The 14,096-nt window shown below is 58.6% G+C and carries 13 protein-coding genes; 5 read left to right on the forward strand and 8 right to left on the reverse strand.

What is annotated here, in order from left to right:
• Positions 1-17: 17 nt before the first annotated feature.
• On the reverse strand, positions 18-1,304 hold the full coding sequence (locus HUW52_RS02855) for a murein hydrolase activator EnvC (protein ID WP_038359965.1): 1,287 nt from the start codon (positions 1,302-1,304) through the stop codon (positions 18-20).
• 229 nt (positions 1,305-1,533) lie between these two features.
• On the reverse strand, positions 1,534-3,063 hold the full coding sequence (gene gpmI / locus HUW52_RS02860) for a 2,3-bisphosphoglycerate-independent phosphoglycerate mutase (RefSeq protein ID WP_175552927.1): 1,530 nt from the start codon (positions 3,061-3,063) through the stop codon (positions 1,534-1,536).
• A 153-nt stretch (positions 3,064-3,216) separates the two neighbouring features.
• On the opposite strand from gpmI, the gene HUW52_RS02865 reads away from it, so the two are divergent.
• From HUW52_RS02865 to secB, 3 genes are read left to right on the forward strand one after another with little or no spacing between them, the layout of a single operon-like run.
• Positions 3,217-3,630, forward strand: a complete 414-nt coding sequence (locus tag HUW52_RS02865; protein WP_016986346.1) for a rhodanese-like domain-containing protein — start codon at positions 3,217-3,219, stop codon at positions 3,628-3,630.
• 1 nt (position 3,631) lies between these two features.
• A complete protein-coding gene (gene grxC, locus HUW52_RS02870) occupies positions 3,632-3,886 on the forward strand; it encodes a glutaredoxin 3 (protein WP_016986347.1) in 255 nt (84 codons plus the stop codon).
• Positions 3,887-3,943: 57 nt separating this feature from the next.
• Positions 3,944-4,429 carry a protein-export chaperone SecB gene (secB, locus tag HUW52_RS02875; RefSeq protein ID WP_016772114.1) on the forward strand — a complete coding sequence of 162 codons (486 nt, stop codon included), beginning with the start codon at positions 3,944-3,946 and terminating at the stop codon, positions 4,427-4,429.
• Between the two features lie 124 nt (positions 4,430-4,553).
• Here secB and HUW52_RS02880 read toward each other — a convergent pair whose 3' ends face one another.
• Entirely contained in the window at positions 4,554-5,009 is a 456-nt protein-coding gene (locus HUW52_RS02880; protein WP_007909235.1) for a tRNA (cytidine(34)-2'-O)-methyltransferase, read from the reverse strand.
• Between HUW52_RS02880 and HUW52_RS02885 the strand changes: the two genes are divergently transcribed.
• A complete protein-coding gene (locus tag HUW52_RS02885; protein ID WP_016986348.1) occupies positions 5,008-5,448 on the forward strand; it encodes a hypothetical protein in 441 nt (146 codons plus the stop codon). The genes HUW52_RS02880 and HUW52_RS02885 overlap by 2 nt on opposite strands.
• A gap of 190 nt (positions 5,449-5,638) precedes the next feature.
• Positions 5,639-7,669: a leucine-rich repeat domain-containing protein gene (locus HUW52_RS02890; RefSeq protein ID WP_175552928.1), complete on the forward strand. Its 2,031-nt coding sequence runs from the start codon at positions 5,639-5,641 to the stop codon at positions 7,667-7,669.
• A 635-nt stretch (positions 7,670-8,304) separates the two neighbouring features.
• Here the strand turns inward: HUW52_RS02890 and ntrC are convergent.
• The 5 genes from ntrC to glnA form a co-directional block, all read right to left on the reverse strand.
• Complete coding sequence (gene ntrC, locus HUW52_RS02895; RefSeq protein WP_007909238.1) at positions 8,305-9,741, reverse strand: nitrogen regulation protein NR(I); 1,437 nt, start codon at positions 9,739-9,741, stop codon at positions 8,305-8,307.
• Positions 9,738-10,823: a nitrogen regulation protein NR(II) gene (glnL, locus tag HUW52_RS02900; RefSeq protein ID WP_016985742.1), complete on the reverse strand. Its 1,086-nt coding sequence runs from the start codon at positions 10,821-10,823 to the stop codon at positions 9,738-9,740. The genes ntrC and glnL overlap by 4 nt, the downstream gene beginning before the upstream one ends.
• A gap of 231 nt (positions 10,824-11,054) precedes the next feature.
• Positions 11,055-11,678 (reverse strand): DUF4124 domain-containing protein, encoded by a 624-nt coding sequence (locus HUW52_RS02905; RefSeq protein ID WP_016985743.1) that lies wholly within the window; start codon positions 11,676-11,678, stop codon positions 11,055-11,057.
• On the reverse strand, positions 11,675-12,190 hold the full coding sequence (locus tag HUW52_RS02910) for a DUF4124 domain-containing protein (protein WP_175552929.1): 516 nt from the start codon (positions 12,188-12,190) through the stop codon (positions 11,675-11,677). Before HUW52_RS02910 ends, HUW52_RS02905 begins: the two co-directional genes overlap by 4 nt.
• A 324-nt stretch (positions 12,191-12,514) precedes the next feature.
• Positions 12,515-13,921, reverse strand: a complete 1,407-nt coding sequence (gene glnA / locus HUW52_RS02915) for a glutamate--ammonia ligase (protein ID WP_016985745.1) — start codon at positions 13,919-13,921, stop codon at positions 12,515-12,517.
• Between the last annotated feature and the right edge of the window lie 175 nt (positions 13,922-14,096).

The raw sequence follows: 14,096 nt of genomic DNA on the forward strand, positions 1-14,096 counted from the left end.
TGTAGGTGACTCAACGCCTATCCTTGCGCGCGGCACCATTGCGCCGGATCACTCGGGTGACCCTGCTGACGAATTGCGAAATACAGCGCTGATGTGTCCTGGCCGCCACTGTTACCGACAGTGGAGATGGACTCACCGGCTTTTACCACGTCACCGGCAGACTTGAGCAGCGTCTGGTTGTGACCGTAAAGACTCAGAAAACCGTTGCCGTGATCGAGGATCACCAGCAACCCGGCGCCGCGCAGCCAGTCGGCGAACACTACGCGCCCCCCGTGTACGGCATGCACCTGGCTGCCGGCAGAGGCGCTGATCATCACGCCGTCCCACTTGGTGCGGGCGTCGTCGCCACGGCTTTCGCCGAAGCGTGCCAGCAGTCGACCATCAACCGGCCAAGGAAGTTTTCCCCGGGTTGCAGCAAAAGGACCACCGAAGGTCTCGCCGCTGCTGGAGACCAGTGCGCCGGGAGTCGATCTGGCGGGTTTTCGTGGGGCGTCGCTGTTTTCAGCCTGCGCCTCACGCAAACGCTTTTTTTCCGCTTCCTGCTGGGCGATCAGCGCTTTCTGCCGCGCCTCTTCTGCCTCACGGGCCTGGCGGGCCAGGGTTTCTTCAATGGTTTTAAGGACTTTAGACAGATCTGCCTGATCCTGCTCACGCGCGGCGAGTTTCTGATCGCGAGCCTTCACGTCATCGTTGAGCTTGGCGAGGACTTGCTGGCGTTCCTTGCGAACATTTTCCAGTTCGTCGCGCTGAGTATCGAGGCTGCTTTTCTGTACCAGCAATTGCGCCTGCTGGGCGGCGATGTCTTTTTCGACATTGGCCAGTTGGCGCAGGGTTTCGTTGAAGTTCTTCAACTGCTCCAGGCGGGCCTGGCTCAGGTAATCGTAATAGGTGAGGGTGCGGGCGAATTTCTCGGGATTCTGCTGGTTGAGCAGCAGCTTGAGGTATTCCTGCCGACCGTTCTGATAGGCCGCTCGGGCCTGAATGGCGATCAGTCGCTGCTGTTCAGTGCGCGCGCTCTGGAGTTTTTTTTTCTCTGCATCGAGTCGCTGCAGCTCGGATTCGCTTTTCTGCAGTTCTTTCTGCAGCGCATCGACCTGCTTCTGCAGCTTGCCCAGCTCGGTTTCAGTGCCCTTGAGCTCTTTCTGTACGCCGGATTTTTCTTCCTGGACTTTGCTCAGCAGCTTTTTCAGCTCGGCAATGTCCTGACGCGTGGCGTCCAACTGCTGTTGGGTTTGCGCGCGCTCGTCAGCGAAGGCCGGTTGGAGCAGGCAGGTCAGAGCAAGGGCGATCAGGACGCGAAGCATAGGGGCGGGCGGCACCAGGGTAAGGGACGGCCTAGTATGCCCGCCCGAGGCTGCAAAAAAAACGCCCAATTGGGGCTGTGTGATAACTGGCCTGAAAAACTCTGCAAACCAATGTAGGAGTGAGCCTGCTCGCGAAAGCGGTGTGTCAGGCGACATTGATATCGACTGATCCATCGTATTCGCGAGCAAGCTCGCTCCCACAGGGTTTTGTGGAGTTTGATCGGGCGGATTACACCAGGATAGACGTACCGGTCATTTCCGCCGGTTTTTCCAGACCCAGCAGTTTCAGCATGGTCGGTGCCACGTCCGCCAGCACGCCGCCTTCACGGACCTTGAGGTCACGCTTGCCGACGTAAATGAACGGCACCGGCTCAGTGGTATGCGCGGTGTGTGCCTGACCGGTGGATTCATCGGCCATTTGTTCGACGTTGCCGTGGTCAGCGGTGATGAGCGCTTCGCCGCCAACCTTCTCCAGAGCTTCGACAATGCGCCCGACGCAGGTATCAAGGCATTCCACAGCCTTCACGGCCGCGTCGAACACGCCGCTGTGGCCAACCATGTCGCCGTTGGCGTAGTTGACCACGATCACGTCGTAACGCTGGTTTTCGATGGCCTCGACAATGCGGTCGGTGACCTCAGGCGCGCTCATTTCCGGCTGCAAGTCATAAGTGGCGACTTTCGGCGACGGGATCAGAATGCGCTCTTCACCCGGGAACGGTTCTTCGCGGCCGCCGGAGAAGAAGAAGGTCACGTGCGCATATTTCTCGGTTTCAGCGATGCGCAGCTGGGTTTTGCCGTTTTTCGCCAGATAGTCACCGAGGACGTTCTCCAGGCTGCCCGCCGCGAACGCCGACGGTGCAGGAATGCTCGCTGCGTATTGGGTCAGCATGACGAAACCGGCCAGTTTCGGCTGGCGTGCGCGCTCGAAGTCGTTGAAATCGTCTTCGACGAACACGCGGGTCAGCTCGCGGGCACGGTCGGCGCGGAAGTTCATGAACACTACGGCGTCGCCGTCTTCGACTTTTACCGGCTCACCGATGGACGTGGCTTTGACGAATTCGTCGCTCTCGCCACGGGCATAAGCGGCTTCAAGGCCTTCCTGCGCCGTGGCAGCGTTGAATTCGCTGTTGCCATCGACGATCAGGTTGTAGGCCTGGGCGACGCGATCCCAGCGGTTGTCACGGTCCATGGCGAAGTAACGGCCGATGATGCTGGCGATGCGGCCCTTGCCCAGCGCCTGGAAGGTCGCATCGAGCAGTTCGATCGACGAGGCGGCGCTTTTCGGCGGGGTGTCGCGGCCGTCCAGGAAAGCGTGCAGGTAGATTTTTTCAGCGCCGCGCTTGAAGGCCAGTTCGGCCATGGCGATCAGGTGATCCTGGTGGCTGTGCACGCCGCCATCGGACAGCAGACCCATGAAGTGCACGGCTTTACCGGCGGCCACGGCTTTATCCACAGCGGCGCAGATGGTCGGGTTCTCGAAGAACTCACCGTCGCGGATCGACTTGGTCACGCGCGTGAAGTCCTGATACACCACGCGGCCGGCGCCAAGATTCATGTGGCCGACTTCGGAGTTGCCCATCTGGCCGTCCGGCAGGCCGACGTCCATGCCGCTGCCCGAGATCAAGCCGTTCGGCACCGTGGCCCAGAGGCGATCTAGAACAGGCTTCTTCGCCGCGAAAACGGCGTTGGATTCGGGGCTGTCGCTGTGACCGAAGCCGTCGAGAATCATCAGGACCAAAGGTTTAGGCGTAGTCGTCATGGAATCCACTCGTGGCTAATAAAGAAGAGGGCGATGGAAAAGGGAGTTGGAGTTTAAAGCTAAGTTCCGACCGCGTCACCGCCGGACGGGGTTTGGCCGACCATAGTGGCTGTGTATACTGGCCGACATTTTAACGCCCTGGAACCTCCTTCGATGGTTGCTCACCTGATTGAATTTGCCACTAACCACTACATTCTTGTCGGTATCTTCGTCGTACTGCTGGCTCTGCTGCTGGCGCACACGATGCAGGGCGGCGGTAAAAGCCTGAGCACCGGCGAGCTGACCGCGCTGGTCAACAAAGACGCAGGCGTGGTGGTGGACATCCGTCCGGCCAAGGATTTCGCTGCCGGCCATATCGTTGGCGCGGTGAACATTCCCCAGGACAAACTGGCTGCGCGCGTCGCTGAGCTGGAAAAGCACAAGGCCAAGACCATTATTCTGGTCGACGCCCTGGGTCAGACCGCCGGCACCCACGCCCGCGAACTGATGAAATCCGGCTTCACCGCCGCCAAGCTGTCCGGCGGGATTTCCAGCTGGAAAGGCGACAACCTGCCGTTGGTGAAGTGATATGAGCGAAGTCATCGTCTACTCCAGCGATTACTGCCCTTATTGCTCGCGAGCCAAGTACCTGCTCGAGAACAAAGGCGTGGCCTTCAAAGAGATCAAGGTCGATGGCAAGCCGCAGGTGCGCGCTGAAATGACCCAGAAAGCCGGGCGTACGTCCGTGCCGCAGATCTGGATCGGCGACAAGCACATCGGCGGTTGTGACGATTTGTATGCCCTGGAGCGCGCCGGCAAGCTCGACGCGCTGCTCAAGGCCTGAACGGCTGCACCTACGTACAGCACTCCCTAAAAGACCCAAGATCGATAAGGATCTGAGATGACTGACCAACAGAACACTGCAGCCAGCGAAGAAGAAACCGCACCGCAATTCTCCTTGCAGCGCATCTACGTACGCGACCTGTCCTTCGAAGCCCCGAAAAGCCCGGCGATCTTCCGCCAGCAGTGGGACCCGGCGGTCGGCCTGGATCTGAACACTCGCCAGAAAGCGCTGGAAGGTGATTTCTACGAAGTCGTGCTGACCCTGTCCGTCACCGTGAAAAACGGTGAAGAAGTTGCCTTCATCGCTGAAGTGCAGCAGGCCGGTATCTTCCTGATCAAGAACCTCGACGCGGCTTCGATGAGCCACACCCTGGGTGCGTTCTGCCCGAACATCCTGTTCCCTTACGCGCGCGAAACCCTGGACAGCCTGGTGACCCGCGGTTCTTTCCCGGCGCTGATGCTGGCTCCGGTGAACTTCGACGCTCTGTACGCGCAAGAATTGCAGCGCATGCAGGAAAGCGGCGAGACGCCAACCGTTCAGTAAGACGGTTCAGCAACACCCCATGTGGGAGCGAGCCTGCTCGCGAAGAGGGCGTGTCAGATGACAGATTTGTCGACTGATACACCGCTTTCGCGAGCAGGCTCGCTCCCACATTTGTTTTATGGTGTTATTTGAAGTCGTTCTGACGCCAGGCTTCGTACACAGCGACCGCCACGGTGTTGGACAGGTTCAGGCTGCGGCAGCCTTCACGCATCGGCAGGCGCAGGCGCTGTTCCGGCGGCAGCGCGTCGAGCACTTCCGGCGGCAGGCCACGGCTTTCCGGGCCGAAGATGAACGCATCGCCAGGCACAAACGCGGCATCATGAAACGGCCGTGAGCCCTTGGTGGTGAATGCAAACAACCGCGGGTTACCCAGGCTTTCCAGGCAACTGGCCAGGTCCGCGTGACGTTGCAGCGTGGCATATTCGTGGTAATCGAGACCGGCACGGCGCAAGCGCTTGTCGTCCATCTCGAAGCCCAGCGGTTCGATCAAATGCAGGTGGCAGCCGCTGTTGGCGCACAGCCTGATAACGTTGCCGGTATTCGGCGGAATTTCTGGTTGGAAAAGGATGACGTGAAACATGCACGGCTCCGAAGGTAAAGATGAGCGGCATTCTACGCCGCCTGTGGACAACCGTTCGAAACTATTCCCGCGGGTGATCGGTTCGCTGGCGATTGTCGGATTGATGATTGGCTTGATGATCGGCCGCCTGACCACGCCGGATCCGACTGTGTTGCAGCAAGTCGAAGTGACGGAACAAGGGCTGGTGGTGTGGTTCAACAATGAGCCCAAGCTGCACGGCGAGATCATCGATGGCACCGTGGCGCTGCTGTTTCAGGCTGAAGGCCCGGCGCAGAAGGGCCAGCTCAAGCTCAACGGCAAAGACGTCAACTGGCGTACGCGCAAAAGTGACGGCGGATTGCTGTTGACGATACTGGCAGCGCGGCCGCTACAGGGCGAGTGGGCAGGCAGCGAGGTCGACGATCGCTGGCGACTGGAGATTCGTTTGCAAGCGAACTGATCGCAAATCTGCCGTCTCTTTCGTTTCTCCTACTTTTGCTGACGTTGTTTCCCACTGCGCCAGTCTGCCTTTCCTCTCTCCTTCAGCACCTGTGCACGCTATCGTGCGCTCCTCTTTCAAATCGGCAGGATGCCGAAACCTGCGTCTCTTGCGCGAAAGCCAGGGACGAGCATTTCAAGGATGAAAAAACATGCCAGTAAAACCACCGCGCGGAAGCGGTACCCATGTGGATGTACCAACCAGCCCGACGCGCTCAACAGCTGAGGATATTTCGCTCCCCGGCCCATCGGGACTCAGAGGCTTCGATTCCGGTAGTTCTTTGAATAGTTCACCGCTGCGGGCCGGGACCTCTGACTCTTCTAGTGTTGAAGCTCCACACCCGTCGCCGGTCGTCGTAGTGCATGCGACTCCTGTTGCCGCCCGTTCCCCGGCACCGCTGCCATCGGTGGACCGTTACGTAACCGTCGCGCTGGCGACACTTGCGCAAGCCAATAGCCAGGGTCTGCGTGTGCTCAAACAGCGCACCTACGCTGAATTGTCCGATGGCCGCATTGTACTTGTCGGGGTTGACCCGGAAACTGGGCTCTTTCGCGCCAGATTGCCCAGTGAGTTGTCGCCCTCCGGCCCGGTACTGCTGCGTGATACTGACAGCGGCTTCTGGAGCGTACGTGAGGTCTCGAGTTCAACCACTCGAGTGCAGGTCAGAAAATACCTTCCCGAGGCAACTGATCAACACGCGGATGACTTTATCTCGCGCTTTGGGGACAGCGACGCAGCTGAAGCAGAACTCAAACGGATTGAGCTTGGGTATTCTCAATTGGATCGCGAAATCAGCGCTTGGGAAGCCCTCTACAAAGACAAAAACAGAAATAGTCACCAGCAGCGATTGGCGATCGGGGCCAAGGTGCGTGATCTGTACAAATGGCAAGGCGAGCCATCGGAAAAAGTCTATCGCGATGGTCAGTTCGTTGGCTTCGATTTGAATCTGCACGTGGGCAATAGAACAGACCAGTTGCCCGTCGACTTTCTTTCCTTGACGCGGCTCGACTCCATCGTTTCTCTTCGCCTTGAAGGGCAAATAGAAATAATCGGCAATCTGCTGTTGAGTTTTCCTCATGTCGAAATTTTAAAAATTCATCGGTACGGCGTCTCCCGTTTACCTGCCGGAATCGAGACGCTCACCCATCTGCGAGCCCTGCACGTAGAAGGGATGACATTTTCTGCAAATGATGTCGACCTGCTTGGCAGGCTGACCCGGCTGCAGGAACTGGCCATCTCTCACAGTACTCTGGCCTTCCCGTTTTCAGTACGCGGTATGACTGAATTGAGGAAACTCAGTCTCACTTCGGCAAAACTGACTGAGCTGCCTGTCGGACTTTCGCAAGCGGACGGCCCGACCCGCCTGGAAGTGCTTGACCTGTCCGGGAACCATCAATTGGGTGTCGCGCCCTCAGTGTCAGGGATGTCCGAACTACGGGTGCTGGACCTATCGTTTACGGGGATAAGGCAATTGCCGGCAGGGCTTGGTACCGATAATGGTCCGTTGCGACTTGAGGAATTGACGCTCTCCTACAACTCGCTTGGCGAGGCTCCCTCTCTCGAAGGAATGGCAGCGTTACAGGTGGTCAACTTGCACAATAATCGAATAAGCAGGTTCCCGGAGGGGATCACTTCTGATGTTCCAAAACGCATTTTGGGTCTGCAGGAGAACAGAATTCAGGTAATCCCCGAAACCATTGAACTCAGAGACGGGATCCGTCTTGAACGTAATCCGATTACCGACCCCGCATCTTTACGGCGACTGGTCGCGGCACGCCGACAAACAGGGGCTGATATCTGGTTGGGAGATATTGAGATTGATCTGGGAGTCAATCGTTGGCTGCATGATGTTCCACAGGCGCAACACCAGGAAAAGGGTGCCGTTTGGAGTTCATTAGAAATGAACCAGACAAACTCTTTGCTGATGGCAAGAATCGAAAGTTTATCGCGCACGCCAGAATTCAGGGTTGAGCGTCAGATTTTGCAGCGTCGAGTCTGGAGTTTTCTGGAACACATGCAACAGGCCAGCCCAGGTGAACAAGGGCGGTTGCTTGCTATTGCGAGAACTGAAACCAGTCCCGGAAAAATGCTGGATAAGCTGGAGGATGAAATAAGCAAATCTGACCCGACCTGGCAAAACCAGCCTTCGCATCATTTGCCAAAGCGACCTCGACTCGAATGATTCGATGCCGGGTGCGATGTAAAAGCGGGAATCCCTGACCTGCCTGTATCAGGGTTCCCAAAACGGGGGGACTTCGCTAGCAGCGTCGGTCCGGTGTAAAGAGGGAACCCCCGGCCTGCCTGTACCAAGGATCCCAAAACGGTGGGCGCATCGCGTTGCGGTGTGCGCCCGGTATAAAGAGGGGAATCCCCGGCCTGCCTGTACCAAGGTCCCCGAAACGGGTGGTGAATCGAATCACCTGTAAGAGGTATTGCAGGGGGCGTGCCAGGTTTTAATCTGCTGAAACAAAAAAGCTGATCAGAGACATCAAAGCCCCGTAATTCGGGGCTTTCATGTTCTTGGACAGTGGGTTTTTTGGTTTTTTCAGGAAGGAGTGTGGCGATGCAGCTGTGCGCGATCGCGGGTCATTGTGCATTGATGCGGTGCACGGGGGGCCCTCACCTCTAACCCTCTCCCAGAGGGAGAGGGGACTGACCGAGTTGCCTGGTCAAATTACGCCGACCTGAGATACCGAGCCGAACTCAAGCCTCGAAGTCACCTGAAATCGGCTCCCTTTCCCCTCTCCCCCTTGGGGAGAGGGCTGGGGTGAGGGGGATCGATCCTGAGTACACAACCATCCTCAAGCGAACAAGGTTTTAACCCTCATCCCCTTCATCATCATCCCCACCATCAACCTTCATCCCCAATTCCTTGATCTTGCGCGTCAGGGTATTACGCCCCCAACCCAGCAACACCGCTGCATCACGCCGGCGCCCGGCGGTGTGCTTCAGCGCTGTCTCGATCATGATCCGTTCAAATGCCGGCACTGCGCTGTCGAGCAAACTCGACTGGCCGCGCGCCAAGGCCTGATCGGCCCACTGACGCAGCGCCTGCTCCCAGTTGGTCACCGGTGCCGAGTCCTGCGGCAGGTTCAGGAGTTCTGGCGGCAGGTCGCTGATGTGCACCTCGCGTCCGGACGCCATCACGGTGATCCAGCGGCAAGTGTTCTCCAACTGCCGCACGTTGCCGCCCCACGGCAGGTTCTTCAGGTATTCCTCGGTCTCGCTTTTCAGCAGTTTTGGCTCGACAGCCAGTTCCTGCGCGGCGCGGCTGAGGAAGTGCTTGGCCAGGGTCGGGATGTCTTCACGACGGTCCGACAGGCGTGGGATGTGGATGCGGATTACGTTGAGGCGGTGGAACAAGTCCTCACGGAATTTTCCGGCGTGCACCAGGGTTTCCAGATTCTGGTGGGTCGCGGCGATGATCCGCACATCGACCTTGACCGGCACGTGCCCGCCGACGCGGTAGAACTCGCCATCCGCCAGAACGCGCAGCAAGCGGGTTTGCGTATCCGCCGGCATGTCGCCGATTTCATCGAGGAACAGTGTGCCGCCGTCAGCCTGTTCAAAGCGGCCGCGACGCAGGTTCGCCGCGCCGGTGAACGCGCCTTTCTCATGGCCGAACAGCTCGGACTCCATCAGATCTTTTGGGATTGCCGCCATGTTCAGCGCGATGAACGGCGAGGCCGCGCGCGGGCTGTGCCGGTGCAATGCGTGGGCGACCAGTTCTTTACCGGTACCGGATTCGCCGTTGATCAGCACGGTGATGTTGGAGTGGCTCAAGCGGCCGATGGCGCGAAACACTTCCTGCATCGCCGGCGCTTCGCCGATGATTTCCGGGGTGCGGGTCAGCGCCGGTACGACTTCCAGGCCTTGCTGCTCTTGCGCGTGCTGATTCGCGCGTTTGACCAGCGACACCGCTTCATCGACGTCAAACGGCTTGGGCAGGTATTCGAACGCGCCGCCCTGATACGAGGCGACAGCGCTGTCCAGATCGGAGTGAGCGGTCATGATGATGACCGGCAGCCGTGGGTGTTGCTCGCGAATTCGCGCCAGCAGATCCAGCCCACTGGCACCCGGCATGCGGATGTCGGAAATGATCACGTCGGGCTGCTGACGGGCCAGGCGACTCATCACGCCATCAGCGCTGTCGAAGCTCTGGGTGGTCATGCCTTCCTGCTGCAGCGCCTTTTCCAGCACCCAACGGATAGAACGGTCGTCATCGACGATCCACACGGTTTCACTACGGCTCATGTCGATGTGGCTCCTTGTTCCAGTGGCAGAAAGATCGAGAAGGTGGTGTGGCCTGGATGGCTGTCACACTCGATCAGGCCCTGGTGCTGGCTGATGATGTTCTGAGTAATGGCCAGGCCGAGTCCGGTACCGTCCGGACGTCCGCTGACCATCGGAAAGAAAATGGTTTCCTGAAGTTCCGCCGGGATCCCCGGGCCGTTGTCGATGATTTCGATCTTGGTCACCAGGCGATGGCGGACATGGCCAATGGTGAACTGGCGCATGGTCCGGCTGCGCAGGCTGATACGGCCAAGGCGCAGCTCGTTCTGGCTGCTGATTGCCTGCATCGCGTTGCGCACGATGTTCAATACCGCCTGAATCATTTGTTCGCGGTCGATCAATACGTCGGGAATGCTCGGGTCGTAATCGCGCACCAAGGTGATGCAGCCCTGGCTTTCGGCTTCGACCAGTTGGCAGACACGCTCCAGCACTTCGTGGACGTTGCACATGGCCAGCGACGGCAACTTGTTCGAGCCGAGCATGCGGTCGACCAGATTGCGCAGGCGATCGGCCTCTTCAATGATCACATTGGTGTAATCGCGCAGGCTGTCTTCCGGCAGTTCACGGGCCAGCAATTGCGCGGCGCCGCGGATGCCGCCGAGGGGGTTCTTGATCTCGTGGGCGAGGCCGCGTACCAGCATCTTGCTGGTTTCCTGCTTGGACAGCTGCGCTTCTTCCTTGGTGATCCGCAGCAAGCGGTCACGCGGATGGACTTCCAGCAGGAGCATGGTCGCGCCGTTGCTGAGGATCGGCGTCACCGCGTAATCCACGGTCAACGTCTGGCCGGTGAGGGCGGTGAGCATCGCTTCACGTTTGGTAAACGGGTGCGCCTGCTCTACCGCTTGGCGCAACGAATTCAGCGCTTCAGTGGATTCAGTGAACAGCTCGCTGATGAACTGCCCATGGCTGCGCTGCCCGCTGATGGCGAGCAGCATCTCCGCCGCCGGGTTCATGTACTCAAGGCGCAATTCGGCGTCGAGCAGGATGGTGGCGGTGGTCAGGTTGTCGAGCAGCAAACGGTGGATTGCGTCGCTAATGGTCATCGGAGCCTCTTTTGGGGGCGGAGCGTGCGCAACAAGCAAGCGTCGGTATCGGGAAAATGCAAAAACCAAACCAAGGCTCCGAAAAGAAGCGCTTAACCCGTGAAACAGGCGTTTTACGCTCGTTTGCGTGGCACAGGGCCAGCTCTCGCGGGTAGTTTCGAACCAAAATGGGTTGGAATGTGAGTACGGTGCAGGCTAATGCACCAATATAGTGCGCAAAGCTGAATGGCGTTAGAAGAAACGCAGGAAGGGGTTTTTCGGCTCGGGCGGTTTGTCTTTCATCGGGCATTCCGGACGGACGCCGTAATCGTCGGTGGTGCACGGTTTGACCTGGCGTTTCTGTGCGAGGGAGATGCGCAGCATGTGGAAAGGCTGGTTGGCAGTGCGTTCCACCGTCCGCCCTTCGGCATCGAGGATTTCCACCGAAAGGTTGTGGCTGCCACGATCAATGTTATTTAGCGGGAAGACCGGGCTCAGTCCCGGTTCGCCGGTGGCTTGGCCATCCAGCAGCAGTCTGTAACGATGACCTTTTTGCAGGCCCGGTTCGCTGGTGACGCTGACGATGATTTCGCCGGCGCTGCTGCGAATGGTTGCATCGGGTTCGGGCACCAGAATGCGCAGCATGTCGTAGTGGAACAGCGGTTGTTCCGCGGATTTTTTCGCGGTGGTGATCGGCGCGGCGGCGGCGGGGTTGGCGGACATGCGATTGCTGGTGGCGACCGGCACTCGCTTGGCGTTGCCGCGCGGTTGGTCGGTATAGACGCGATTGCCTTGCGCGTCGGTATAAGTGAAGACCTCGGCTGAGGCTTGCAGCGACATCAGCGCCGACAGGAGGAACAACCACGCGCGGATCATGGCTTGTGCACTCGCTGCACGCTGAGGGCGACTGGCGGGCTTTGCTGGATGATCGTCTGCCCGTCGATCACTTGCACGGCGAGACGATGTTCGCCGCGATCCACGTTCACCAGTTGCAGGATCGGCACGTTGCTCGGCTGACCGTAGGGTTCATCGTCCAATACCAGTCTTAATTGATGCGGTGGCCGCAGGCGCGGTTTGATCAGCACGTTGACGGTGAACGTGCCGTTATTGGCGCGCAGGGCTTCTTCGGTGGGCAGGCCGGCGAGTTCCAGAATCTCATAGGCATCATTGCGTGCCGGCTGGCGATTGTCAGATTCGGGTGCGGCTGGTGCGTTGGGTGTTTGCGGCTCGACGCGATTGAGCGGCGGCAACTCCACCGGCTGCGCCTTTACGCCGTCCGGCGAGTGATCGCTGTAGACAGTGTTGCCGTTGGCATCGGTGTACTTATAGATCTGCGCGGCAGCGGGCAGGGCGATCAGCAGCAGAATGTAGAGAAAGGTGCGACCCATGACATCGACCGGGATTGAAAACGATGGGGTGCAGCATAGGCCAGACGCGGCGGTTGGCCCAACTCGGTAAGCATCTGGCAACGCCCTCACCCTAACCCTCTCCCAGAGGGAGAGGGGATTGACCGGGTTGCTCTCACAAATTTCACCGACCTGAAATTGCCATGTGAACTCAGGTTCTGAAAAGCATGGAGATCAGTTCCCTCTCCCTCTGGGCGGTCCGACGTTTCGGGAGGGCTAGGGTGAGGGTTTTTTTTGATCTGCAATAAAAAAGGCCTCCCGAAGGAGGCCTCTTTCACTCACGCCGCGTAGCGCAGCGCTACCGGATCAGCAGCTGTAGTACAGCTCATATTCCAGTGGGTGTACGAAGGTACGAACCTTGATTTCTTCTTCGGATTTCAGCGCGATGTAAGCGTCGATGAAGTCGTCGGAGAACACGCCGCCCTTGGTCAGGAACGCACGGCCTTTATCCAGCTCTTCCAGAGCTTCTTTCAGGCTGCCGCAAACTTGCGGGATCTCTTTCGCCTCTTCAGGCGGCAGGTCGTACAGGTTTTTGTCGGCAGCGTCGCCTGGGTGGATCTTGTTCTGGATACCGTCCAGGCCGGCCATCAGCAGTGCTGCGAAAGCCAGGTACGGGTTGGCAGCCGGATCCGGGAAACGCGCTTCGATACGACGGCCACGTGGGCTGTTGACGTAAGGAATACGGATCGACGCGGAACGGTTGCGAGCCGAGTAGGCCAGCATCACCGGCGCTTCGAAACCTGGCACCAGACGCTTGTAGGAGTTGGTGGCCGGGTTGGTGAAGCCGTTCAGAGCCTTACCGTGCTTGATGATACCGCCGATGAAGTACAGAGCGGTTTCGGACAGGCCGGCATAGCCTTCGCCAGCGAAGGTGTTCTTGCCATCTTTGGCGATGGACATGTGCACGTGCATACCCGAACCGTTGTCACCGTACAGTGGCTTCGGCATGAAGGTAGCGGTGCGGCCGTAGGCGTCAGCCACGTTGTGGACAACGTATTTCAGCGTCTGAACTTCGTCAGCTTTTTTCACCAGGGTGTTGAACTTGACACCGATTTCGTTCTGACCGGCAGTTGCCACTTCGTGGTGGTGAACTTCAACGGTCTGGCCCATTTCTTCCAGTGCGTTGCACATGGCAGTACGGATTTCGTGATCGTGGTCGAACGGCGGAACCGGGAAGTAACCACCTTTGATACCTGGACGGTGGCCTTTGTTGCCGCCTTCGATGTCCTGGTCGGACATCCACGAACCTTGTTCGGAGTAGATCTTGAACATCGAACCGGAGATGTCTGACTTGAACTTCACTTCGTCGAAGATGAAGAACTCAGGCTCTGGACCGGCGAAGACGGTGTCACCGATACCGGTGGTCTTCAGGTATTCCTCGGCACGGTGAGCAATGGCGCGCGGGTCGCGATCGTAGCCTTGCATGGTCGACGGTTCGATGATGTCGCACACCAGGATCAGGGTGGCGTCTTCGGTGAACGGGTCGAGCACGGCAGTTTCGTCGTCCGGCAGCAGGATCATGTCGGAGGCTTCAATGCCTTTCCAGCCAGCGATGGAGGAACCGTCGAACATCTTGCCGACTTCGAAGAAGTCGTCTTCCAGCGCATCGCGAGCCGGCATGGTCACGTGGTGCTGAGTGCCTTTGGTGTCCGTGAAGCGCAGATCAATCCACTTGACGTCATGATCTTTGATGAGTTGAACCGACTTCGACATAGTGTCCTCCGGGTGAATTAGGGCTGGTAGTGGATGCCCTTAATAGTGGTGATGCCGGCGCGAATACTCTGCCAAGGCAACCTGCCTCACAAGGGAGCAAATTGCATGCCAGTGCCCCAGCATGGGTTTTTTGCCCCAAATTCACGCTTATTAAGGTGCAAAGCGTCTTAAAGCA

Origin of the sequence: Pseudomonas sp. 43A (assembly GCF_013363935.1) — a bacterium.
GTDB classification, from domain to species: Bacteria; Pseudomonadota; Gammaproteobacteria; order Pseudomonadales; family Pseudomonadaceae; genus Aquipseudomonas; species Aquipseudomonas crudilactis.

Excerpts from the sequence above, each read along its gene's own strand:
- HUW52_RS02910 (WP_175552929.1), bottom strand. The coding sequence starts at position 12,190 with ATGGGTCGCACCTTTCTCTACATTCTGCTGCTGATCGCCCTGCCCGCT.
- secB (WP_016772114.1), top strand. The coding sequence starts at position 3,944 with ATGACTGACCAACAGAACACTGCAGCCAGCGAAGAAGAAACCGCACCG.
- ntrC (WP_007909238.1), bottom strand. The coding sequence starts at position 9,741 with ATGAGCCGTAGTGAAACCGTGTGGATCGTCGATGACGACCGTTCTATC.
- HUW52_RS02855 (WP_038359965.1), bottom strand. The coding sequence starts at position 1,304 with ATGCTTCGCGTCCTGATCGCCCTTGCTCTGACCTGCCTGCTCCAACCG.
- glnA (WP_016985745.1), bottom strand. The coding sequence starts at position 13,921 with ATGTCGAAGTCGGTTCAACTCATCAAAGATCATGACGTCAAGTGGATT.
- HUW52_RS02890 (WP_175552928.1), top strand. The coding sequence starts at position 5,639 with ATGCCAGTAAAACCACCGCGCGGAAGCGGTACCCATGTGGATGTACCA.
- HUW52_RS02880 (WP_007909235.1), bottom strand. The coding sequence starts at position 5,009 with ATGTTTCACGTCATCCTTTTCCAACCAGAAATTCCGCCGAATACCGGC.
- HUW52_RS02865 (WP_016986346.1), top strand. The coding sequence starts at position 3,217 with ATGGTTGCTCACCTGATTGAATTTGCCACTAACCACTACATTCTTGTC.
- gpmI (WP_175552927.1), bottom strand. The coding sequence starts at position 3,063 with ATGACGACTACGCCTAAACCTTTGGTCCTGATGATTCTCGACGGCTTC.
- grxC (WP_016986347.1), top strand. The coding sequence starts at position 3,632 with ATGAGCGAAGTCATCGTCTACTCCAGCGATTACTGCCCTTATTGCTCG.
- glnL (WP_016985742.1), bottom strand. The coding sequence starts at position 10,823 with ATGACCATTAGCGACGCAATCCACCGTTTGCTGCTCGACAACCTGACC.
- HUW52_RS02905 (WP_016985743.1), bottom strand. The coding sequence starts at position 11,678 with ATGATCCGCGCGTGGTTGTTCCTCCTGTCGGCGCTGATGTCGCTGCAA.
- HUW52_RS02885 (WP_016986348.1), top strand. The coding sequence starts at position 5,008 with ATGCACGGCTCCGAAGGTAAAGATGAGCGGCATTCTACGCCGCCTGTG.